21 protein-coding genes are annotated in these 20,700 nt (G+C 71.8%); 11 read left to right on the top strand and 10 right to left on the bottom strand.

All coding sequences use genetic code 11. The annotated features are described in order from the left end of the window. The first annotated feature begins 118 nt into the window (after positions 1–118). The 7 genes from FHX44_RS22830 to FHX44_RS22800 all read left to right on the top strand — a co-directional run bounded on the left by FHX44_RS22830 (position 119) and on the right by FHX44_RS22800 (position 9,345). Entirely contained in the window at positions 119–3,865 is a 3,747-nt protein-coding gene (locus tag FHX44_RS22830) for a multifunctional oxoglutarate decarboxylase/oxoglutarate dehydrogenase thiamine pyrophosphate-binding subunit/dihydrolipoyllysine-residue succinyltransferase subunit (protein WP_246170991.1), read from the top strand. Positions 3,866–3,913: 48 nt separating this feature from the next. After that, positions 3,914–4,096 (top strand): DUF6104 family protein, encoded by a 183-nt coding sequence (locus tag FHX44_RS22825; protein WP_147257653.1) that lies wholly within the window; start codon positions 3,914–3,916, stop codon positions 4,094–4,096. Between the two features lie 475 nt (positions 4,097–4,571). Then, entirely contained in the window at positions 4,572–5,003 is a 432-nt protein-coding gene (locus FHX44_RS22820; protein WP_246170535.1) for a MarR family winged helix-turn-helix transcriptional regulator, read from the top strand. A gap of 378 nt (positions 5,004–5,381) precedes the next feature. Next, complete coding sequence (locus FHX44_RS22815; protein WP_147257652.1) at positions 5,382–6,302, top strand: SDR family oxidoreductase; 921 nt, start codon at positions 5,382–5,384, stop codon at positions 6,300–6,302. Between the two features lie 166 nt (positions 6,303–6,468). Beyond that, complete coding sequence (locus FHX44_RS22810) at positions 6,469–6,855, top strand: avidin-fold protein (RefSeq protein WP_246170534.1); 387 nt, start codon at positions 6,469–6,471, stop codon at positions 6,853–6,855. Positions 6,856–6,926: 71 nt separating this feature from the next. After that, complete coding sequence (locus tag FHX44_RS22805) at positions 6,927–7,187, top strand: DUF6196 family protein (RefSeq protein WP_147257651.1); 261 nt, start codon at positions 6,927–6,929, stop codon at positions 7,185–7,187. A gap of 394 nt (positions 7,188–7,581) precedes the next feature. Continuing rightward, on the top strand, positions 7,582–9,345 hold the full coding sequence (locus FHX44_RS22800) for a penicillin-binding transpeptidase domain-containing protein (protein WP_212612606.1): 1,764 nt from the start codon (positions 7,582–7,584) through the stop codon (positions 9,343–9,345). Positions 9,346–9,412: 67 nt separating this feature from the next. Here FHX44_RS22800 and FHX44_RS22795 read toward each other — a convergent pair whose 3' ends face one another. The 5 genes from FHX44_RS22795 to FHX44_RS22775 form a co-directional block, all read right to left on the bottom strand. Further along, positions 9,413–9,703, bottom strand: coding sequence for a hypothetical protein (locus FHX44_RS22795; protein WP_147257650.1), 291 nt, complete (start codon positions 9,701–9,703; stop codon positions 9,413–9,415). 201 nt (positions 9,704–9,904) lie between these two features. Beyond that, positions 9,905–10,132 (bottom strand): anti-sigma factor family protein, encoded by a 228-nt coding sequence (locus FHX44_RS22790; RefSeq protein ID WP_147257649.1) that lies wholly within the window; start codon positions 10,130–10,132, stop codon positions 9,905–9,907. Next, positions 10,122–10,763: an RNA polymerase sigma factor gene (locus tag FHX44_RS22785; protein WP_147257648.1), complete on the bottom strand. Its 642-nt coding sequence runs from the start codon at positions 10,761–10,763 to the stop codon at positions 10,122–10,124. The genes FHX44_RS22790 and FHX44_RS22785 overlap by 11 nt, the downstream gene beginning before the upstream one ends. Before the next feature lie 20 nt (positions 10,764–10,783). Further along, positions 10,784–11,209, bottom strand: a complete 426-nt coding sequence (locus FHX44_RS22780; RefSeq protein ID WP_147257647.1) for a DoxX family protein — start codon at positions 11,207–11,209, stop codon at positions 10,784–10,786. 61 nt (positions 11,210–11,270) lie between these two features. Then, positions 11,271–12,182: a MerR family transcriptional regulator gene (locus FHX44_RS22775; protein WP_147257646.1), complete on the bottom strand. Its 912-nt coding sequence runs from the start codon at positions 12,180–12,182 to the stop codon at positions 11,271–11,273. 45 nt (positions 12,183–12,227) lie between these two features. Between FHX44_RS22775 and FHX44_RS22770 the strand changes: the two genes are divergently transcribed. From FHX44_RS22770 to FHX44_RS22755, 3 genes are all read left to right on the top strand, one after another. Further along, the gene (locus FHX44_RS22770; RefSeq protein WP_246170533.1) at positions 12,228–13,004 is read left to right on the top strand and encodes a maleylpyruvate isomerase family mycothiol-dependent enzyme; all 777 of its coding nucleotides are present in this window, start codon (positions 12,228–12,230) and stop codon (positions 13,002–13,004) included. A 147-nt stretch (positions 13,005–13,151) separates the two neighbouring features. Further along, entirely contained in the window at positions 13,152–14,261 is a 1,110-nt protein-coding gene (locus FHX44_RS22765) for a right-handed parallel beta-helix repeat-containing protein (protein WP_246170532.1), read from the top strand. A 253-nt stretch (positions 14,262–14,514) separates the two neighbouring features. Then, positions 14,515–14,988: a carboxymuconolactone decarboxylase family protein gene (locus FHX44_RS22755; RefSeq protein ID WP_147257644.1), complete on the top strand. Its 474-nt coding sequence runs from the start codon at positions 14,515–14,517 to the stop codon at positions 14,986–14,988. Positions 14,989–15,047: 59 nt separating this feature from the next. On the opposite strand, the gene FHX44_RS22750 is transcribed toward FHX44_RS22755, so the two are convergent. The 4 genes from FHX44_RS22750 to FHX44_RS22735 are packed head-to-tail and all read right to left on the bottom strand — an operon-like array spanning position 15,048 to position 18,658. Next, positions 15,048–15,404, bottom strand: a complete 357-nt coding sequence (locus FHX44_RS22750) for a hypothetical protein (protein WP_147257643.1) — start codon at positions 15,402–15,404, stop codon at positions 15,048–15,050. Next, on the bottom strand, positions 15,401–18,142 hold the full coding sequence (locus FHX44_RS22745) for an FtsK/SpoIIIE domain-containing protein (protein ID WP_147257642.1): 2,742 nt from the start codon (positions 18,140–18,142) through the stop codon (positions 15,401–15,403). Before FHX44_RS22745 ends, FHX44_RS22750 begins: the two co-directional genes overlap by 4 nt. A 7-nt stretch (positions 18,143–18,149) precedes the next feature. Then, positions 18,150–18,401, bottom strand: coding sequence for a hypothetical protein (locus tag FHX44_RS22740; RefSeq protein WP_147257641.1), 252 nt, complete (start codon positions 18,399–18,401; stop codon positions 18,150–18,152). Continuing rightward, complete coding sequence (locus tag FHX44_RS22735; protein ID WP_147257640.1) at positions 18,398–18,658, bottom strand: hypothetical protein; 261 nt, start codon at positions 18,656–18,658, stop codon at positions 18,398–18,400. Before FHX44_RS22735 ends, FHX44_RS22740 begins: the two co-directional genes overlap by 4 nt. Positions 18,659–18,786: 128 nt before the next feature. On the opposite strand from FHX44_RS22735, the gene FHX44_RS22730 reads away from it, so the two are divergent. Further along, on the top strand, positions 18,787–20,043 hold the full coding sequence (locus tag FHX44_RS22730; RefSeq protein WP_147257639.1) for an MFS transporter: 1,257 nt from the start codon (positions 18,787–18,789) through the stop codon (positions 20,041–20,043). A 3-nt stretch (positions 20,044–20,046) separates the two neighbouring features. On the opposite strand, the gene FHX44_RS22725 is transcribed toward FHX44_RS22730, so the two are convergent. Next, positions 20,047–20,598: a DUF5134 domain-containing protein gene (locus FHX44_RS22725; protein WP_170308992.1), complete on the bottom strand. Its 552-nt coding sequence runs from the start codon at positions 20,596–20,598 to the stop codon at positions 20,047–20,049. Positions 20,599–20,700: the final 102 nt, after the last annotated feature.

Below are 20,700 nucleotides of genomic sequence, written 5' to 3'. Positions count from 1 at the left end.
GGCGTGCAGTCCTCGGCGATGTCGATGAGATCCGATCAAGGCGGTCATCAGCGTGTCCAGCAGCAGTACGTCCAGTCCAGCAGGCGAGTTCGGGCCGAACGAATGGCTCGTCGAGGAGATGTACCAGCGTTTCCTCGACGACCCGAACACCGTCGACCCGGCATGGCACGAGTTCTTCGCGGACTACCGCCCCACGGACGCGCCATCCCCCACCGCTGCCGCCGACACCGCCGACGACTCGGCCGGCACCGGTTCCGTCCAGGAGACGGCCCAGCGTCCCGGCCGTCCCTCCGCCCCGTCCGACGCGCCCACGGCGCCTGCCCCCACCCCGGTCGCCGAGCCCGCCGAGCCGAGTGAGCGCACGCGGGCCGCCGACCGCAGGGCGCTCACGCCCACCGGTGGCACGAACGGCAGCGCGGTCACGCAGAAGCGCGCCACCGGCGCGAAGCCGGCCGCCGGCAGCACCTCGCAGGCGGCCCGCCCCGCCACGCGGGCTGCTGCCGACCCCGGCACGGGCACCACCACCCCGCTGCGCGGCGCCGCGAACGCGGTCGTCAAGAACATGAACGCCTCGCTGTCCGTGCCCACGGCCACGAGCGTGCGCGCCGTGCCGGCGAAGCTGCTCGCCGACAACCGCGTGGTCATCAACAACCAGCTCAAGCGCACCCGCGGCGGCAAGGTCTCCTTCACGCACCTCATCGGGTACGCGCTGGTCAAGGCGCTCGCCGACTTCCCGGTGATGAACCGCCACTTCAGCGAGCAGGACGGCAAGCCGGTCGTCGTGCAACCCGACCACGTCAACCTCGGGCTCGCCATCGACCTGCCGGGCAAGGACGGGCAGCGCTCGCTGGTCGTCGTCTCGATCAAGGGCTGCGAGACGATGAACTTCGCGCAGTTCTGGTCGGCCTACGAGGCCATGGTCCACAAGGCCCGCGCAGGCAACCTGCAGGCCGAGGACTTCGCGGGCACCACCATCACGCTCACCAACCCCGGCACGCTGGGCACCAACCACTCGGTGCCGCGGCTGATGCAGGGCCAGGGCGCGATCATCGGCGTCGGCGCGATGGAGTACCCCGCCCAGTTCCAGGGCGCGAGCTCCGAGAAGCTCGCCGAGATCGGCGTCAGCAAGATCATCACGCTGACGTCCACCTACGACCACCGGATCATCCAGGGCGCCGAGTCCGGCGACTTCCTGCGCCGGGTGCACGCGCTGCTGCTCGGCGAGGACGAGTTCTACGACGAGATCTTCCGCTCGGTGCGCGTGCCGTACGAGCCGGTGCGGTGGGTGCAGGACATCCCCGAGGGCGCGATCGACAAGACCGCCCGGGTGATCGAGGTGATCGACGCACACCGCACCCGCGGCCACCTCATGGCCGACACCGACCCGCTGAACTACCGCCAGCGCCGCCACCCCGACCTGGACATCCTGTCCCACGGGCTCACGCTGTGGGACCTGGACCGGGAGTTCGCGGTCGGCGGGTTCGCCGGCAAGCAGCACATGAAGCTGCGCGACGTCCTCGGTGTGCTGCGCGACGCGTACTGCCGCACCATCGGCACCGAGTACATGCACATCGCCGACCCCGAGCAGCGCGCCTGGCTGCAGGAGCGCATCGAGGTCCCGCACCAGAAGCCGAACCAGGCCGAGCAGAAGTACATCCTGTCGAAGCTCAACGCGGCCGAGGCGTTCGAGACGTTCCTGCAGACCAAGTACGTCGGGCAGAAGCGGTTCTCGCTGGAGGGCGGCGAGACCGTCATCCCGCTGCTCGACGCCGTGCTGGACAAGGCCGCCGAGCACGAGCTCGACGAGGTCGTCATCGGCATGCCGCACCGCGGCCGCCTCAACGTGCTGGCCAACATCGTGGGCAAGCCGATCAGCCAGATCTTCCGCGAGTTCGAGGGCAACCTCGACCCCGGCCAGGCCCACGGCTCCGGCGACGTGAAGTACCACCTGGGCGCCGAGGGCAAGTACTTCCGGATGTTCGGTGACGGCGAGACGGTCGTGTCGCTGGCGTCCAACCCGTCGCACCTGGAGGCCGTCGACCCGGTGCTCGAGGGCATCGTCCGCGCCAAGCAGGACCTCCTCGACAAGGGCGAGGGCGGCTTCACGGTGCTGCCGCTGATGCTGCACGGCGACGCCGCGTTCGCCGGCCAGGGCGTGGTCGCGGAGACGCTCAACCTCGCCAAGCTGCGCGGCTACCGCACCGGCGGCACCGTGCACGTGGTGATCAACAACCAGGTCGGGTTCACCACCGCGCCGGAGCACTCGCGCTCGTCGCAGTACTCCACCGACGTCGCCAAGATGATCGACGCGCCGGTCTTCCACGTGAACGGCGACGACCCGGAGGCGTGCGTCTGGGTGGCCAAGCTGGCGGTCGACTACCGCGAGCGCTGGCACAACGACGTCGTGATCGACATGATCTGCTACCGCCGCCGCGGCCACAACGAGGGCGACGACCCCTCGATGACGCAGCCGGCGATGTACGACATCATCGACGCGAAGCGCAGCGTCCGGAAGATCTACACCGAGTCGCTGATCGGCCGCGGGGACATCACCGTCGACGAGGCCGAGCACGCGCTCAAGGACTTCTCCAACCAGCTGGAGCACGTCTTCAACGAGGTCCGCGAGCTGGAGAAGACACCGCCCGCGCCGAGCCCGTCCGTGGAGAAGGAGCAGTCGGTCCCCACCGACCTCGACACCTCCGTCTCGCTGGAGGTCGTCCACCGGATCGGCGACGCGCACGTGGAGCTCCCCGACGGCTTCACCGTGCACCAGCGCGTCAAGCCGGTGCTGCAGCGGCGCTTCCAGATGTCGCGCGACGGCAACATCGACTGGGCGTTCGGCGAGCTGCTCGCCTTCGGCTCCCTGTTGATGGACGGCAAGCTCGTGCGGATCTCGGGTCAGGACACCCGGCGCGGCACGTTCGTGCAGCGCCACTCGGTGATCATCGACCGGCGCACGGGCGAGGAGTACTACCCGCTGCGCAACCTGTCGGAGGACCAGGAGCGGTTCCTGCCCTACGACTCGGCGCTCTCGGAGTTCGCCGCCGTCGGCTTCGAGTACGGCTACTCGGTGGCCAACCCCGAGTCGTTCGTGGCCTGGGAGGCCCAGTTCGGCGACTTCGTCAACGGCGCCCAGTCGATCATCGACGAGTTCATCTCGTCCGGTGAGGCGAAGTGGGGCCAGATGTCCGACGTCGTGCTGCTGCTGCCGCACGGCCTGGAGGGGCAGGGACCCGACCACTCCTCGGGCCGCATCGAGCGGTTCCTGCAGCTGTGCGCCGAGGGCTCGATGACCGTGGCCGTCCCCACCGAACCCGCGAACTACTTCCACCTGCTGCGCCGGCACGCGATGGACGGCGTCCGCCGCCCGCTGGTGGTGTTCACGCCGAAGTGGATGCTGCGCGCCAAGCAGGTCGTCAGCTCGGTCACCGACTTCACCGGCAGCCGGTTCCGCCCGGTCATCGACGACCCCCGGTTCCGGGACGACAACGGGGCCGGCGTGCAGCGTGTGCTGCTGTGCAGCGGCAAGATCTACTACGAGCTGGCCGCCGCGCGGGAGAAGCGGGGCATCCAGGACATCGCGATCGTCCGCATCGAGCAGCTGTACCCGGTGCCGGACCGCCAGCTCGCGTCCGTGCTCGACCGCTACCCGAACGCCGAGGACGTCCGCTGGGTCCAGGAGGAGCCCGCCAACCAGGGCGCGTGGCCGTTCTTCGGACTGGAGCTGCCGGAGAAGCTGCCGCGCCTGGCCGGGTTCCGGCGGGTCTCCCGGCGACGGATGGCCGCGCCGGCCGCGGGCTCGTCGAAGGTGCACGAGGTCGAGCAGGCCGCCCTGCTCGACGAGGCCCTGGGCACTTCTGATTGATCAACGCCGCTGGGCGGAGATCGAATCAGGGAAAGCGGAGCGTTGAGCATGTACGCCACGGACCGGGGAATCGAGGAGCTCGTCGAGCGGCGCGGTGACGAGCAGGTCAGCGTGGAGTGGCTGGCCGAGCGGCTGCGCACGTTCGTCGACCTGAACCCGTCGTTCGAGGACGCGGTCGAGCGGATCGCGAGCTTCCTCGCCCGCGACGACGCCGACGACCTGGAGGGCTGAGCCGCTCGCACCTGGCGCCCGTGGCGGGAGGCGGAGCTGTGGGTGCCGGTGCCGGCGGCGCGAGTCGGTGGGGCCGGCGCGGTTCGGGTGCCCTCGCGTCGGTCCGTCGGAGATTCGCTCGGCAGGTCCGCTCGCCCTCGCGGCTTCACCATCGGAACGCGACCTCGCATGATCAAGTCGACGCCACGGGGCTCGGAGCAAGATCGAACACCCGTGGCGTCGACATGACCATGAAAAGGCCCGTCCCGGGCCGGGCATGATCGTTGCGAGAACACGCTGGGCCTCGTGGAACCTCCGGTCGCGGCCCAGGAGGTCCTCGGGCGCCGAGAGGCTCGCTCCACCAGATACGTTGCCAGCCACGTAAATGCGCTACACTTACGTGGTCAGCCACATGAACAGCCGGTGGAACCCCTACCCCGAGCGAGCCATGACCACCCCCACACCCCACATCCCCACGACGGCCGGCCGGGGACCGATGAGCTACGCGATCTTCCAGCTCGCCCGCGCTCACCGCGGCTACGCCGCCGCCATGCTCCGCGAGATGGACCTGCATCCCGGACAGGAACTGCTGCTGATGCACCTCCTCGACCGGGACGGCCAGACCCAGTCCGAGCTGCTCGAAAGCGTCGGCCTGGACCACTCCACCGTCTCCAAGTCCCTACGCCGCATGCAGGACGCCGGCCTGCTCATCCGCGAGCCTGCCGAACACGACCGGCGCGTCATGGTCGTCCACCTCACCGACAAGGGCCGTGCCATGCGCGAGCCCATCGCAGCCATGTGGCAGGCCCTGGAGGAGGCCTCCGCGCGGAACCTGTCGGCGCAGCAGGCAGAGTCCTTCGTCGGCTCCGCCTACGCCATCGTCGACGCGATCAACAGCCGCGCTCTTCCGCAAGAAGAGTCCGAGTAACGCCCCCGTTCGCCCTCCGTTCCGGCCTGGCTGCATTCCCGGGAAAACCCCGGTGCGCCGAGGCGGCGGATCTGGCGGGGTCACCGCTCACCCCCGTACGTCATGGAGAACGGGTGGTTGCGGAGCCTCAGCATTCATGGACGAGCGCGAGCGGTCCGGTGCAGGCCGGGCGGAACCATCCGGGGAAAGGGCCCGGTCCCGCCGGGACGGCGAGCCCTTCCCCGTCGCCGGCCGGCTGCACATCGAGGACGGCCGCATCACCCGCGTCCGAGTCGCCTTCGACCTCGACAAGCTCTGCAGGCCGACGGGCGCCCACGGCCGCGGCCACACTGCCCCGCCCCAAGCCTCCACTACTGACCTGATGAAAGTGAGACCCCCATGACCACCAGCAACTCCACCACCCTCCCGGTCCTCGTCGTCGGCGCGACCGGCTCCCTCGGGGGCAAGGTCGTCGACGAACTGCTCGAGCGCGGCAAGAACGTCCGCGCCCTGGTCCGGCCGACCACCGACGCGAGCGGGCTCGAGAGCCGGGGTGTCGAGATCGCCCGCGGCGACATGCTCGACCTCGACTCGCTCGTCGCCGCCATGAACGGCGCCGATGCCGTCATCACCACCGCTGCCGGCTACACCCGCGGCGGCAAGAACGCGCACGACATCGACACCGTCGGCAACGCCAACCTCGCCGAGGCCGCCCACCGCGCCGGCATCCGACGGTTCGTCCTGACCAGCATCCTCACCTGCGACCAGACGCCCGATGTCCCGCACTTCTGGCACAAGAAGGTCGCCGAGGACAAACTCGAACAGCTCGGCGTCCCGTTCGTCGCACTGCGCCCGGGGGCGTTCCTCGACCAGATCGCGAGCATGGCGGGTGACCCGATCGACAAGGGCCGCCTGACGTGGATGGGCAAGACCACCGTCCCGCTGACCTTCGTCCACACCGCCGATCTCGCGGCGTACCTGGCGGCCGCGGTCGACGCCGATGTCGACGACGGTGAGCGCATCGACATCGGCTGGGACCGTCCGGTCAGCATGCGCGAGATGGCCGACCTGATGGGCAGCCGGGCCGGAAAGAAGATCAAGGTGTGGGCCGTCCCTTCGCCCGTCACCCGCGCCGCAGGAGCCGTCGCCGGCCGCTTCATGCCGATCGTCAAGGACATGGCCGCGATGTTCGGCTGGTTCGACACCGGCCGCTACGTCGCCGACCCCCGTCGGCAGGAGCAGCTGTTCGGCCCCGTCCCCACGGCCGAGGGCACCCTCGCCCGGCTCACCGACGAGCTGGGCAAGGCCCAGCATCGGTGACGGACCCGCATCCCGGTCCCGCGACGGCGCGCCGAGCGGCCGCACGGAGAGGAACGGGACGACGCCTCCCGGTGCGTGCGGCCGACAAATCCTCGGTTGACGAGTTCTTCACCGGATTCTGACTGTTGGCTGGTACTTTTCACCACCCGAGAAAGGAGGCTCGTCCGTGGATCATCCCTTCTCGCCGAGGCCCACAACGCGGTCCGGGAGCATTCTGGAGGGCAGGGTGTTCCGGGATGTCACGCCCGAGCATGCCGGCGACGTCGGCGATGGCACGGTCTTCGAGTATCACGAGGATGACGACGCGACCGTCTGGGCGAGGTACTCCGGCGGCGGCGTCCGGCTCGGGTACCTCGTCGGGACACGCTCGGCGAGAACATTGGATTTCCGCTACGTGCACGTGACGACCGAAGGGCAGACGGCCAGCGGACATTGCGTCAGCCGCGTCGAGTTGCTGGACGACGGCCGATTGAGGATGCACGAACAATGGAGCTGGGACAGCAAGCCGGGCTCCGGGACCAGCGTGGTGGAGGAGGTCCCCGGATCCCCGTAGCGCCGATGCGGCACGTGCGGGGGTGTGGGTGATCGGTTGTCCCATCAGCGCTCTGATGCGACGCTCGGCTCGTGGTCACGGTGTCGTCCGAGGCGCCCGCGCAGACCGAGGCCCGGTTGCGCGGCGTCTTCCGGCGTTCGCAGGCCGTCTGGCTTCCCGGCTCCTGGGAGTTCGTGGAAGGAGCCGAGGTTGCCGGTCGTGACGATGCGATCGCCGTGATCCGCGACGAGGGTCAGGTGAGCGCGGACGGGCGACGGCAGCTGACGGAGCACTTCACCTGGTCCTCTGGCGAAGGCAGCGGCACCAATCAGCTCCGGGAGGCGAACGCGTGACTGCGCACCGGCCAAGACCGTGGCCGGATGCCCGAGCTCACGCTGCTCGGGTCGGAGAGGTCGTCGCTGTTCCGGGGATGGATCGACGGCGATTCGGCTCGGGCTGACAGCCGGTGCTGCGGCCATACGAATCGAATATCGGAGGGCCATGTCCATGTGATTGGCGCTATCGGTTTCGTGCTGCTTGCCTGGAGCGCGTGATCGCCAGAGACGACGTCGGCAGTAGCGCGAGGCGGCCGGTTCCCACCGGGTCGCCGCGGTGAGTCGCCGCGGACCCGACGGGGTCGCGGCGTCGCCGCCCGCCCCAGCGGCCGACCGGGAACTGCACGCGTCCCCGCCTCGGTCGCGATGTGGCCGTCGGACGGCCTCGGTGTGGTGGCGAGCCCGTCGACTGGTGGGGATCGTGCTGGCCGTCGCGACGATGACGCCGGTCACCGGGTGCGGCATGTTCGGCGGGGGTCCCGAGGCTGCCGTGCAGGCGTTCCTGGAGGCGCTCACGGCCGGCGATGTGCCGGCGGCAGCCGCCCTGACCGATGACCCGGCCGCCGCTGCCGAACTGTTGCGCTACCGGAGCGCGCTCGAGCCCCTGGCCGTGCGGGCCGAGGGCCTGCGGGTCGCGGAGGAGGGCGCGACGACCACGGCCTCGTTCACGCTCTCCTGGGACTTCGGCGCCGGGCGGATCTGGACGTACGAGAGCACGGCCGCGCTCCGCGACACCGCCGACGGCTGGCGGGTCGCCTGGTTGCCGTCGGTGCTGCACCCCGACCTGGGCAGGGGACAGCGGCTGCGGCTGGACACCCAGGACGCCCCGGTTCCGGCCGTGGTCGACCGTGACGGGACCCAGCTGATGTCCTCGCAGCGGGTTGTGACGATCCTGCTGGATCCCGCAGTAGCGGATGCCGCCACCGCGCGTTCGCTGGCGGCATCGTTGCAGGCGTTCGACCCGACCATCACCGAACAGTCGATCCTCGACGGGATGGCAGCCACGCCGAGCGGCCGGCGCGCTCGGGTCATCACGTTGCGCGGGCCGGACCACGACTCGATCCGGCCCGCGCTTGCGGACCTTCCCGGAGTCGGCACCGTCGAGGACACCCGCCTGTTGTCCGTCGATCCCGACCTCTCCTCGCCGCTGCTGCCCGGTCTCGCCGCCGAAGTCGAGAACCTGCGCTCCGCCGAACCGGGGTGGCAGGTCGTGGCCGTCGGGCTCGACGGCGTGTCGGAGGTGCTGCACACCGAACCGCCCTCGGCGGTGCCGCCGCTGGTGACCGCTGTCGACGTCGACGCGCAGCGCGCCGCGCAGCAGGCGCTCGCCCCGCTCGAGCAGCAGGCGATGCTCGTCGCCGTTCAACCCTCGACGGGCGAGGTGCTCGCGGTGGCGCAGACACCCGCCGCCGACCGCGAGGGCGCACCGGCCCTCGTCGGCCGCTACCCCCCGGGCTCCACGTTCAAGATCGTGACGACGGCGGCGGTGCTGCAGGCGGGTGCCGCCACCGCCGACACGGTGCTGCCCTGCCCGGGCACGGAGAACATCCAGGGACGGCAGATCAACAACGACGACTTCGCCCTCGGCCACGTTCCCCTGCACACCGCCTTCGCGAACTCGTGCAACACGACCATGGCCCGCCTCGCTGTCGACCTTCCGCCCGACGCTCTCGCCCGGACCGCCGCGCAGCTGGGCCTCGGCATCGACCACGTCGCCCCCGGGATGACCACGTTGACCGGGGCGGTGCCGCCGGCGCCCCGTCCCGACCAGCGGGTGGAGTGGTCGATCGGGCAGGGCGAGGTGCTGGCCAGCCCCTTCGGGATGGCGCTCGTCGCGGCGGCCGTGGTGCGCGGCGAGGCCGTGGTCCCCGTGCTGCTGCCCGGGCGTCCGACGACGTCGGACCGCACGCCCCCGCCGCTGGACCCCGCTGTGACGCAGGAGCTGCGCGACATGATGCGGGAGACCGTCACCGCCGGCCGCGCCACTGCGCTTTCCGACCTGCCCGGCGTCGCCGGAAAGACCGGCACCGCCCAGTTCGGCGACGGCTCTCGCGCGCACGGCTGGTTCGTCGCCACCGCAGGGGACCTCGCGCTGGCCGTGCTCGTCGTCGACGGTGGCTCGTCCGCCCCTGCCGTGCAGGCGGCGGGGCGGTTCCTCGAGCCCCTGCTCAGCTGACGAGGGAGGACGTGTGCGTCTGCTCGTCGTCCGCCCACGATCGCCGTCCGACTCTCATCGGACTCTGCTACCGCCGGTTCGCACAGGCAGCCTCGGGTGCGCCGTGGTGCCTCCGGTCACGAGGCTTCTCGATGCGGACCTTCTCGTCGCCTGACTCTGCCTGCCGCTTTCGAATCTGCTCCCGGTCGGCTTCGGTAACCCTGCGCTCGACCGGCTTGCCGTCCCGGCAGGTGATCACCACTCCATCTCCGTCTCCGGGCGCTCCGGCCGCCGGTGTGGCGGCGCTCGCCGCCCCCGTGACGGTGACGCTGAGGGCGGCAGCCACGAGGGCGGCCCCGGCGATGCTGCGCATTCGCATGGAGACTCCTTCACTCGGTTGTGGGAAGCACTGATCAATCTGGCCTCCGCCCTTGTGAGCGACCTGTGGCCCGGGTATGGAGTCCCTGGTGCGGTGACCACGTACGTTCGGCCGGGGAAGTAGCGGACCGAACTGGTCGAACGCGAAGCAGCGGTTCGGGGGAACGGCTCCTCGATCCGGTCCAGCGTGTGCGACGGGCGCTCAGCGTCGGCGGAACGCCTCCAGGAGGGCCTCGCGCGCCGGATCGGGCAGCCGGCCCGGCGGCAGCTCGCCGAGGGCGCGGGCGGTCGCCCGCATCTGGTCGAGGTAGGTGCTGCAGCCGTCGCACTCGGCCAGGTGGTCGACGACCTGCCGTTCGGTGACCGGGTCCAGCGCGCCCTCGACGAAGTCGGTGACGAGCTCGACGAGCCGGTCGCAGTCAACGGGCATCGAGATACACCTCCAGCCGGGCCCGGACGTGGGCGCGGGCCCGGTGCAGCAGCACCCTCTGGTTGGCGGGTGAGATCTCCAAGATCGCGCACACCTCCTCGGCAGGCCGTCCCTGGACGTCCCGCAGCGTGATCACGGCCCGCTGCCGCTCCGGCAGCCCGGCGAGCGCGTCCTCGAGCCGGGCCTGCAGCTCGGCGTCGAGCGTGCGTTGCTCGGGCGACGGCACGAGGTCGGGCCACGGTGAGGGCAGGGTCCGCCAGTGTCCCGGGTAGGGCTCGTCGGGCCCCTGGAACCGGTCCGGGTCGACGGTCGGGCCGGTGGCCGCGGGGCGCAGGCTGCTCATCGGCACGAACCTCCGCTCTCGCGCGGCCCGCCGCTTCGCCGTGTTCACCAGGATCCGGTACACCCACGTCCGCAGGGACGAGCGGCCCTCGAAGCGGTCGAGCGCCTGGAGGACCGCCATCCAGGTGTCCTGCACGACCTCGGCCGCCGAGTCCGGCGTGGAGACGAACGACCGGGCGAGCCGGAGCATGCCCGGCGACCACTGGTCCAGGAGCAGGGCGAACGCTGCCTCGTCGCCGTCCCGGAGCCGGCCGACCAGCTCCGCATCCGGCGGCAGCGCGACCCGCATCCGCACGAGCCTACGAGCCGTCAGCCCACGGCGACCAGCCGCCGGTCCAGCGCGAGGCTCCCCGGGCCGGCCACCAGCAGGTAGACGTTCGCGGCCAGCAGCGCGGGCGCCAGGCCGAGGTGGAACGGACCGCCCACGGTCAGCCCGGCCGTCAGGATCGCGCCTGCCATCACGACGGCCAGCCCGAGCGCGGCGAGGCGAGTGGCGAGGCCGACCACCAGCATCAGGCCCGCCGCGACCTCGAGCAGGCCGACCAGATGCACGACAAGGGTCGACTCCGGGAAGCCGAACCTGACGAACTCGGCCACCTCGATCTCGGTGATCAGGAACTTCAGGCCTCCGAAGAACAGGAAGACCACCCCGACGAAGATGCGCACCCCCGCGGTCACGCGGGCGGCCCGACCGGTGACGCGGCTGCTGGCGACGCGGTGCAGAAGATCGTTCATGACTCCTCCAGTGCTCGACGACACCGGTTCAGAGCCACGACCCCGCGCGGGCGTTACACGGTCAGGCGATGGAACGTTCGAGCGCGTCGACGAGCCAGGCCTGGGCGCCTCCGACCGTGACGGGCTCGCCGGTGACCTCTCCGACGAGACGCCAGTAGCGGCGCAGCCGCGGGTCGCGGTCGACGGTGGCGGTGGTGAGCAGATCGTGCCGGAACCGCGTGGTGTCCCGGCTCCGCTGCACCGTGGCGTACGCCGCCACGTACCGGTCGAGCGCCGGCCCGGGCGCGGGCGGTCGGCCGGCGAGCAGCAGCGGCCGGGCCAGCTCGCACGCCTCGCCGATGCCCATGAGCAGTTCGGCCTCGTCGGACATCCGCTCGAGGTTGACCCGCGCCCGTTCCCGCATGCGGCGCACCAGCGTCCGGTCGCGGGTCAGCCCGACCATCTCGGCGTACGCCACCACCTGGCGCGGTGTCGGGTCGGCGGGCGGTGCCGGGACGCTGACCTCGAGGAACATGTCGACCAGGTCGGCCGGTAGCGGGGCGATGAAGAGGTGGTGCCAGAAGTCGACGAGGGCGGCCCGGGCCGTCATGTGGTCCTGCACGGCGCCGAGCAGCTCCAGACGGGCCGCCCGCTCGATCGGGCCCGCCTCCTCGACGGCGCGCAACGACGCCCGCCGCCAGGCCAGCGCCGCGAGCTCGACGTCGAGCGCGGCGCGTTCGGCCGCGACGGCCTCGCCGATCGAGCGCTCACCGGTGAGGACGGCCGCGATCGCCGGCAGGCCCAGCCCGAGCCCGCGCAGCCGCCGCACGAGGTCGAGCCGCTCCACCGCCGACGGCGCGAACCGGCGGTGCCCTCCCGCGCTCCGGCGGGAGTCGAGCAGGCCCTCGTCGCAGTAGAAGCGGATGGTGCGCACGGGGACCCCGGTCAGGGCCGCGAGATCGCCGATGCCCAGCTCGGCCGTGTCCTGCGTCACAATCGGTCGAACCTCCAGCAGGGTGGAGTTCCTACGGTACGTCCCGTGGATCGGATTCAGAGCCTCGAGTTGGACCTCGACCGCCTGGTCACGGGCTTGCAGGAGGTGACGTCAGCGTTCGCCGGCACGGTCGCGGGCCTCGACCCGCAGGCCACCGTGCCGACGTGCCCGGAGTGGCGCGTGCGGGATCTCGTCGGGCACATCGGGCAGGCCTACCGCTGGAGTGCCGGACTGGTGCGCAGCCGGGCGGCCGCTCCCCCACCGGATCCCCGGGACGCGGAACCCGGCGGACCGCAGGAGTGGACCACGTGGCTGCGCGACAGCGCCGCCGACCTCGTCGCCGCGATCACCGACGCCGGCCCGGAGACCGACGTGTGGACGTTCGTCGGCGAGCAACCGGCGAGGTTCTGGCTGCGCCGCATGCTGGCCGACTCGGCGGTGCACCTCGCGGATGCGGCGATCACCGCGGGACGGCCGTTCACGATCTCCCCGGACCTCGCCGCCGACACGATCAGCGAGGGGCTCGGCCTGATCTCCACGGCCGGGGCGGCCGGCCTGAAGCCCGAGCTGGGCGAGCTGCGCGGCCACGGCCAGACGCTCCAGCTCCGGCCCACCGACGTCGAGCCCGGCTGGTTGATCACGCGCGAAGCGGACGGCGTGACGTGGGAGCGCCGAACGGCCGACGCCGACGTTGTGGTCGAGAGCCCCGTGCGCGATCTGCTGCTGGTGTTCTCCCGGCGGACCACGCCCGACGACCCCCGGCTCACGATCAGCGGCGACCAGGCGCTCGTCGACCACTGGTGGGACCACACGTCGTTCTGACGGCAAGAACCGGGCGAGGATTGTCGCCATCGTCCCTTCCATTGCGATGCCACCGCTGCCAAGGTGATCATGACCCGGCAGACCGCGATCCCCAGCGCGTGACTCCTCGGGCACCTCCCACTTGGCTCGAAAGGCATTCGCCCACCCATGAGGAAGCGACTCACCCTGCTCGTCGCGGCCATGCTCGCGACCGGCACCGCCACCGCCCACGCCGCACCGCCGGAGATCAAGATCCTGGCGGAGCGGGCGATCAACTGCAGCAACAACGCGAACGTCGACTCCCGGCTGATCGCCGCCACCCTGGCACGCAGCGCGGAGGGCGACGCCATCGTGTTCGACGGCACCTGCCTGGTCACCGAGACCATCCCGCTGCTGGGCAACCGCTCCTACCAGGGGCGCTCCCGCACCGGCACCGTCATCCAGCAGGCCGACGGCGCCAACCTGCCGGCGATCTTCGCCAGCGACAGCTACCTCGACAACTCCCCGACCACGGGGCGCGGCACCGCGCTGCGCACCATGACGATCAAGGCGAACAGCGCCACCAACCCGAACGCGGGCGACGCCGTGGTGCTGCGCTCGTGGCAGACGTTCCTCGAGGACGTGCAGATCTCCGACGCCCGCAGGCACGCCATCCGGCTGACCAACCTGTCGGCAAACGGCACCCCGCTGACCAACACGCAGGTGAACGGGCGCATCGCGGAGAACCAGATCAACCGCTCCGGCGGCAGCGGCCTGTTCGTCGAGGACACCGGCAACTCCGTCACCGACTGGCAGCTCGAGGACAACTACATCGCCGGCACCGGCGGTGACGGGATCCACCTGGAGAACGCCGCGGGCTGGATGATCAACGGCAACCACGTCTACGACGTCGACGGCGACAACGCCCTCTACGCCCACCGCCTGTACGGCTCCTCGATCAGCGACAACTACATCGAGGACTTCGGGACGGTCGGCGTCGTCGCGCGGGTACAGGGCGGCGCCGCGAGCACGATCACGGGCAACCGGATCTTCCAGAACGCCGGCCGCGGGGGCACCTTCCTGCAGGTGCTCGGCAACTACGGCAACGCCAAGGCCGCGGTCAACAGCAACACCATCCGCGGGCGCGGCACCGGCATCGGGCTGGACTACCAGCGCGGCAGCGCCGAGAGCCTCGAGGTCACCTCCAACGGCAACCTCGTCACGGACGTCGAGATCGACCGCCAGGTCGGGGAGGGCGTCACCATCAACCCCGGCGTGCTGCGCCTCGGTCAGCCCTGACGCGGGGCGCTCCTGCGCCCACCGGATCGGCGTCGCTCGCGCACCCCGTCCCAGCCTTGCGATGCGCCTGCACGTTCCGACAACTCGGCGGTCGCCTCCCAGAGGCGCCGCTCCCGGTCGCGGTCGTGGGCACCCAGTCGCTGCAGCTCTGACCGGATGCCGTGGGTGCGACCCAGCTCACATCCGCGGCCGGTCACACCGACCCCTCGCTCCGGGTCAGGACGGTGAACCCGATCGCGAAGGAGAACGGATCATGGAAGCCCGCATCGACTACTACGCCAATCCCGTCGCCGCGAAGTTCGCCCGCTACATCAACTCGGCCGGGAAGGTCGTCTCCGACTCCACACTGCCGCCCACCGTCCAGGATCTGGTGAAGATCCGTGCCAGCCAGATCAACGGCTGCGCCGTCTGCCTCGACATGCACACCAAGGACGCCGCCCACGCCGGGGAGACGCCGGTGCGGCTCGGCCTGGTCGCCGCATGGCGCGAGGCGACCGTCTTCACCGACGCCGAGCGGGCAGCGCTCGCCCTCACCGAGGAAGGCACCCGGGTCGCCGACGGTGCGGGCGGGGTGAGCGACGAGACATGGGAGCTGGCTCGCGGGCACTTCGACGAGGACCAGCTCGCCGCCCTCGTCTCCCTCGTCGCGCTCATCAACACCTACAACCGCATGAATGCGATCGCGCGGATCCCCGCGGGGGACTACGAGCCCGGCAAGTGGGGCTGAGCCCCCGCCGTTGGTCCCGAAGCCGGCCGCGGGCAGCACGTGCGCCGACGCCGGTGCTGTCAGCGGCGGGGCAGGCCCCAGCGGCGGCGGGTCGCCTCCAGCAGCTCCGCCGCCCTCGCCTCCACCTCGTCGTCCCGCTCGTCGATGGCCGCCGGGTCGGCCCGCCTGTCCGGGCCGGGGCGGGGGCGCAGCTTCATCCAGGACTCCACCCAGAGGGCCTCGAGCGCGGCCTCCCAGTGCAGCTCGACGCCGAGGCGGGTGAGGCCGGCGCGCTCCTCCGCGCGTGCCATGGCCTCGCCCAGCCCGACCAGCTCGCGGTTCAAGGCCGCCGCGCGCTCGCGGTCGCGCTCGCGCAGGGCCTCGGCCGCCGCCGCGATGCCGGCGACGACCTCCTTGTACTCCCGCGCCGCGGTCACGACCGGTCCTCCAGCGACGCCACGATGACCACCTCCGGCTGGGTGTGCTGGGCCCGGTCGAACAGCAGTCCCCGCCCGGGCCGGGGTGACCACGTGACGAACATGCCGGGCACGAGCGGCTGCACCTCGGAGCCCTGGACGTCGAGGGCCACCCACGCCCCCAGGTCGTCGGGCGAGGCGCCCATCATGAGCAACGCCTTCAGCCGCGCCGGGCTGCGCCACCAGCCGAGCACGTGCACCCCGGTCTCCGGGCCGAAGTGCATGATCTTCCGCAGCGCCTCGGTGCCGGCCCGGTCCAGCGCCGTCTCGGCGGCGTCTGCGGCGTAGAGCACGAGCGCCACGGGATGGCGCGACGCGGTGCCGGCCAGCCGCTCGGTCACCTCCTGCGCCAGCGCCTCGACGCGCGCCCGGAAGCCGTCCAGCCGGACCGTCTCGACCCGCTGCCCCGCGCCGGCCACCCGCTCGGCGAGCCGATCCGCAGGCTCGAACGCCTCCGCGATCAGCGGGGCGATCACCACGTCGAGCGTGTCGCGCGCGTGCTGCCCCGCCAGTGACGCGGCGGCAGCCCCCAGCACGCGCACCGCCTCCCGCACACCGGAGGCGAGCACGCCGAGGTTGCGCCCCGGCGCGTCCGGCAGCCCGATCGCGGCCGCACTGCCCGCCACGTCGATGCACTGCCCCACGAGCGCCCGCGGCACGTCGCCCGCAGGCAGGACGGCGAGCAGCTCGGCGAGGCGCGGCGAGCGGCTCCCGTCGAACAGCCGGGGCTCCGGCCTGTTCTCGGCGTGGGCGTCGTGGAGGATGCGCTGCACCTCGTCGACCGACCCCTTGCCGGTGGCGTCCGGGATGCGCACCACCTCGTTGCCGTGCGTGATGCCCGACTCGTGGTTGATCACAGCGTGCCAGCGCGGGAGGCCGAGCGTGGCGTCGTTCAGCTCGGCGAGCACGCGCCGCGCCCGCGGCAGCGCGATCCGCAGCACGAACTGCTCGAAGATCGCCGGACGCCCCCAGAACGCCTCGATCCCGGACACGTCCTGGCTCGCGAGCACCAGGTGGATGCCCTGGGAGCGCCCACGCCGCGCCACGTCCTCCAGCAGGAGGGTGGCCTGGCGCGTGACGGCGTCGCGTTCGGCGAACAGGTACTGGAACTCGTCGATCACGGCGACGATCCGCGGCCACCGGCCCGTCGGGTCCTCGCGGCGCAGCTCCTCCAGCTTCGTCACCTCGTGCGCCTTGGCCGCCTCCGCACGGCGGCGCATCTCGTCGGAGAGGAACTGCAGGAGCGCGAGCCCGAACTCGCGGTCGGTGTTGATGTTGACGCCGATCAGCCGCGCGTGCGGCAACCACGTCCGGTCCCGCCGCCCCGGGGCGAACTGGGCGAAGGACACGCCCTCCTTGAAGTCGAGGAGGTAGAACTCGAGCTCGTCCGGGCCGTAGCGGGCGGCCATCGAGCTGATCATGGTGAGCAGGAGGTTGGTCTTCCCCGACCCGCTCGGGCCGCCGATCAGCGCGTGCGGGGATGCGTCGGCCAGCGAGACGTGTGCCGGTAGGCCGTCGGTGAAGCCCACGGGTGCGTGCAGGCCGCTGATCGACCGGGACCCGCCCCACTTCTCCCGCGAGGGCAGCAGGTCGGCGAACGTGCCGATCCGGCTGCGCCAGCGCTCGTGCTCGTCGGCGATGGCGTGGGCGGCGCGGGTGACGTCGGCGGGCGGCAGCGGTGGGTCCGGCTCGACCGCGACGTACGGGCCGGTCATCGAGGAGGTGGCGACCCCGGCGTCGTCGAGGCGGACCGTCTCGATGGGCGCGTTGACCGTCATGGGCACGTCCAGCAGCACCAGCTGCACCCCGCAGGCCGGGCCGTCACGCGCCACCCGCTGCAGCTGGCGGTGCTCGGTGTCCTTCAGCGCCGCCCGGTTGCCCAGGAGCACCGCGACGATCCACGGCTCGGTGCGACCGCCGTTCGTCTCGGCCATCGCCCGCAGGGACGGGTGCCCGTCGACGAGCACGCGGGTGTGGACGCGGCGGATCCGGTCCGACAGCTCCTCGAGCAGCTCGTCGAGCATCCCGGGGTCGTGCACGGTGAGCAGCCCGGTGCGGGTGAGCGGGTAGAGGCCGGGCAAGGAGCCGGTGAACCGGCCGACGTCCCAGACGTGCACCTGCACGACCCCCGGCCGGAAGCTGCTCATCACCCGCAGCAGCAGGTTCTCCACCAGCGCCTCGGCGCGGGCGCGGCTGTCGTGGGTGGACGTGATCTGCAGGTGCGACTCGTCGAGCAGGGGAACCGCGACCGGGAACCCCGGCTCCGCACCGCCGATCCGCCCGGTGCCGATCGTCCAGAGCGACGGCACCGGGCCCATTCCGTCGATCTTGCCGACCTGGCCGAGCCACTCGTCGGGATCGCCACCGGCTGCGTCCGGCGCCGCCTCCGCGAGGATCTGCGTGAGCCGCCGCGGACCGGTGGCGAGCCACTCCCGGAACGCGGCCTTGCGATCGAACTCCACCCGCTTGATCGGCCTGGCGAGCGCGGGGTTCGCCAGCAGCCTGCGCAGTCCGGGATCGGTCTCGGCCGCGTCGAGCCCCTCCTCGCGCAGCCACATCTCGACCATCGCCTCGGCGTGCGCGCGCACCGCCGACTCGCGCGCCCCTTCCGCGGCCCCGAGCGCCCGCGCGATCGCGTCGCACAGCGCGTCGAACGCCGTGGCGATGCGCTGCTGCCGCTTGCTGGGCCCGCGTGCCATGTGAGACCTACAACCGCGCGTCGATGTCGGCCACCGCGGACGCGCCGCCGGTGATCAGCCCCAGACCGCGCTCCAGCTCCTCCGTCGCCTGCAGCAGCTCGGCGGGCACCAGCGGCTCCGAGTGCTGCTCACCCAGCCCGTCGAGCACGGCCACGGCATCCTCGAGCCGGGCACGGGCGATCCCGGCCTGCTGGTAGGCGCTGCCGAGCTGCTCGGCCACCCCTGCCAGGACGGCCCGCACCTCCCCCAGATCGCTCACAGCCTGTTGGCGACGCCTTCTGACGCCTGGATCGCGGCCTGCACCTGGTTCTGCACCTCGCTGATGCTGCCGACGGCCTGGGCGAGCAGCCCGTTCGCCTCCGAGACGTCGGCCTGCGTGCTGCCCTCCGTCACCTGCTGCAACGCCCCCTGCGCCTGCTCGAGGGAGGAGTGCGCCTGCTGCAGCGCCCCGAGGCTCTCCGAGGCCTTGTCGTTGGCCAGCGCGATGCCGGCTCTGACCTCTTCGATGCTCGCCATCTTCCGCAACTCCCCGTGGTACCCGAACCCAGCCGTACGGTGCGAATCTAGCCGCGATACGGCTACCCCACGCATGCGGCTCGCTACTCGCTTTCCCCTTTTTTCACGCAGTCGTACGCTCGCCCGTCGTGGCGAACGGGGGACGGGCCGAGGCGAGCACGCGCGGTAGCCGGGGCGGCCCGGTCCTGATCGGCGCACTCGCCGTCGACTCGTTGGGCAACGGGCTCTTCCTCCCCCTGTCCCTCGTCTACTTCGTCGAGCTCACCGACGTGCCGTTGGCGCTGGTCGGGGTGCTGCTCACCGTCGCCAACGCGGTGACGCTGCCGATCCCGATCTGGGTCGGCACGCTCGCCGACCGGTTCGGGGCGCTGCCCCTCGTGGTCGGCGCGCAACTGCTGCAGGCCGTCGGCTTCCTCGCGTACGCCTGGGTGAGCGGGCCGGTCGGGATCCTCGTGTCGTCCGCGCTCGTCGCGATCGGGGTGCGGTTCTTCTGGTCGGCCGTGTTCACCGCGATCGCCGACTTCGTCGACGGCAGCACGAAGACGCACTCCCGCGACACCTGGTACGCGCTCGCCAACGGCGCCCGCACGGCCGGGCTCGCGGTGGGCGGGCTCGTCACGGGGTTCGTCGTCTCCGACGGACGCGACGCCACCTACCGGGCCGTCGCCTACGCCGCTGCCGCGTGCTTCACGGTCGCGGCCGTGCTCATCACGGCGTTCGTCCGCACCGGGTCCGGCCACGCGCACGAGCCGCTCGAGCGCTCCGGCTACGCCACGCTGCTGCGCGACCGGCCGTTCCTCGGCCTGATCGCGCTCAACTCGGTCTACGCGCTCTCCAGCATGATGCTGGGCGTCGCACTCCCCACGGTGATCCTGATCGGCATCGACGGGCCCGCGTGGCTCACCTCGGCGCTGCTCGCGGGCAACGCGGTGCTGATCGCCGTGCTGTCGGCGCCCGTCGTCGCGCGGCTCACCGGGTTCCGCCGCACGCGCAGCATCATCGCGGCTGCCGCGCTGTGGGCGGCGTGGTGCGTCTCGCTCGCGGTGCTGGTGCCGGGGCAGCCGGGCTGGGTGCTGCCGGTCCTGGTCGCCGGCACGTTGCTCTTCACGGCGGCCGAGGTCGTGCACGCCCCGGTGTCGATGGGACTCGCCGCCGCAGCGGCGCCACCCGCCGCCCGCGGCCGCTACCTCGCCACGTTCCAGTACTCGTTCACGATCTCCTCGATCATCGCGCCCGCGTTCTTCGCCACCCTCTTCGAGCTGGCCACAGCGGCCCCGTGGATCGCGCTGGGTCTGCTGAACATCGCCAGCATCGCCGGAATGCTGCTGTTGGAGCGCCACCTCCCGGAATCGTCGCTGAAGGACCCCGCCCCCTCCCCCTCCTGATGCTCACACCATCCCCAGCAACATCACCGACATCGTCGCGGCCGTCACCAGCTGCGCCCCCGCGGCCAGTTGAGGGGCCACCAGCGTGCGGGTCCGCGTGGCCACCACGCCGGGAGCGGGTTCGGCGCGGCGGCAGCCGTCGGCGCAGCGCAGGGCGTGCCAGGCGAAGTAGCCGGTGAGCGCGAGCGCGAGCACGGACGCCAGCCCGAGCGTGCCCGCCACCCCGCGGCCGTGTGCGCTGTGTCCCGCGGCCAGCATCAGCAGCATCGCGCCGCTGCCGACGACGTGATGACCGGCGTCGCCACCGAACGTCCTGCTGCGCAGCACCGCGCCGCCGAACCATACGACGCCGAGGACGAACACGACCGTCCACACCGGGCCGGGCACCGGGTTGCCGAGCGGCGAGAGCATGGCAGCCATGCCGAGGCCCATCGCGGCGTGCGAGAGCTCGGCTGCGACGTCCCGACGCCGCAGGGCCACGCGGAGCACGTGCAGCAGGCCGGTTCCGAGGCAGGCGGCCGCGAGCCCGCCGGACACCCAGTCCATGACCGCCATCCCGCCCCCCGATCCCCGCCGGTTCGAGCGGACCACAAGCGCGGATCGGGTGGCAACCATGTCCGCCATGACACGAGTGCGTGACGGGCTCCGCACCGTCCC

Origin of the sequence: Pseudonocardia hierapolitana, assembly GCF_007994075.1 — a bacterium.
Taxonomy (GTDB): Bacteria; Actinomycetota; Actinomycetes; order Mycobacteriales; family Pseudonocardiaceae; genus Pseudonocardia; species Pseudonocardia hierapolitana.
The sequence above is the reverse complement of the archived record's forward strand: the minus strand, read 5'-3'. Positions and strand labels throughout refer to the sequence as shown.

Coding starts and splice junctions, on each gene's coding strand:
- FHX44_RS22795 (WP_147257650.1), bottom strand. CDS start 9,703: ATGCGAATGCGCAGCATCGCCGGGGCCGCCCTCGTGGCTGCCGCCCTC.
- FHX44_RS22815 (WP_147257652.1), top strand. CDS start 5,382: ATGACCACCAGCAACTCCACCACCCTCCCGGTCCTCGTCGTCGGCGCG.
- FHX44_RS22830 (WP_246170991.1), top strand. CDS start 119: ATGTACCAGCGTTTCCTCGACGACCCGAACACCGTCGACCCGGCATGG.
- FHX44_RS22725 (WP_170308992.1), bottom strand. CDS start 20,598: ATGGCGGTCATGGACTGGGTGTCCGGCGGGCTCGCGGCCGCCTGCCTC.
- FHX44_RS22745 (WP_147257642.1), bottom strand. CDS start 18,142: ATGGCACGCGGGCCCAGCAAGCGGCAGCAGCGCATCGCCACGGCGTTC.
- FHX44_RS22765 (WP_246170532.1), top strand. CDS start 13,152: ATGAGGAAGCGACTCACCCTGCTCGTCGCGGCCATGCTCGCGACCGGC.
- FHX44_RS22735 (WP_147257640.1), bottom strand. CDS start 18,658: ATGGCGAGCATCGAAGAGGTCAGAGCCGGCATCGCGCTGGCCAACGAC.
- FHX44_RS22755 (WP_147257644.1), top strand. CDS start 14,515: ATGGAAGCCCGCATCGACTACTACGCCAATCCCGTCGCCGCGAAGTTC.
- FHX44_RS22790 (WP_147257649.1), bottom strand. CDS start 10,132: ATGCCCGTTGACTGCGACCGGCTCGTCGAGCTCGTCACCGACTTCGTC.
- FHX44_RS22785 (WP_147257648.1), bottom strand. CDS start 10,763: ATGCGGGTCGCGCTGCCGCCGGATGCGGAGCTGGTCGGCCGGCTCCGG.
- FHX44_RS22780 (WP_147257647.1), bottom strand. CDS start 11,209: ATGAACGATCTTCTGCACCGCGTCGCCAGCAGCCGCGTCACCGGTCGG.
- FHX44_RS22820 (WP_246170535.1), top strand. CDS start 4,572: ATGAGCTACGCGATCTTCCAGCTCGCCCGCGCTCACCGCGGCTACGCC.
- FHX44_RS22825 (WP_147257653.1), top strand. CDS start 3,914: ATGTACGCCACGGACCGGGGAATCGAGGAGCTCGTCGAGCGGCGCGGT.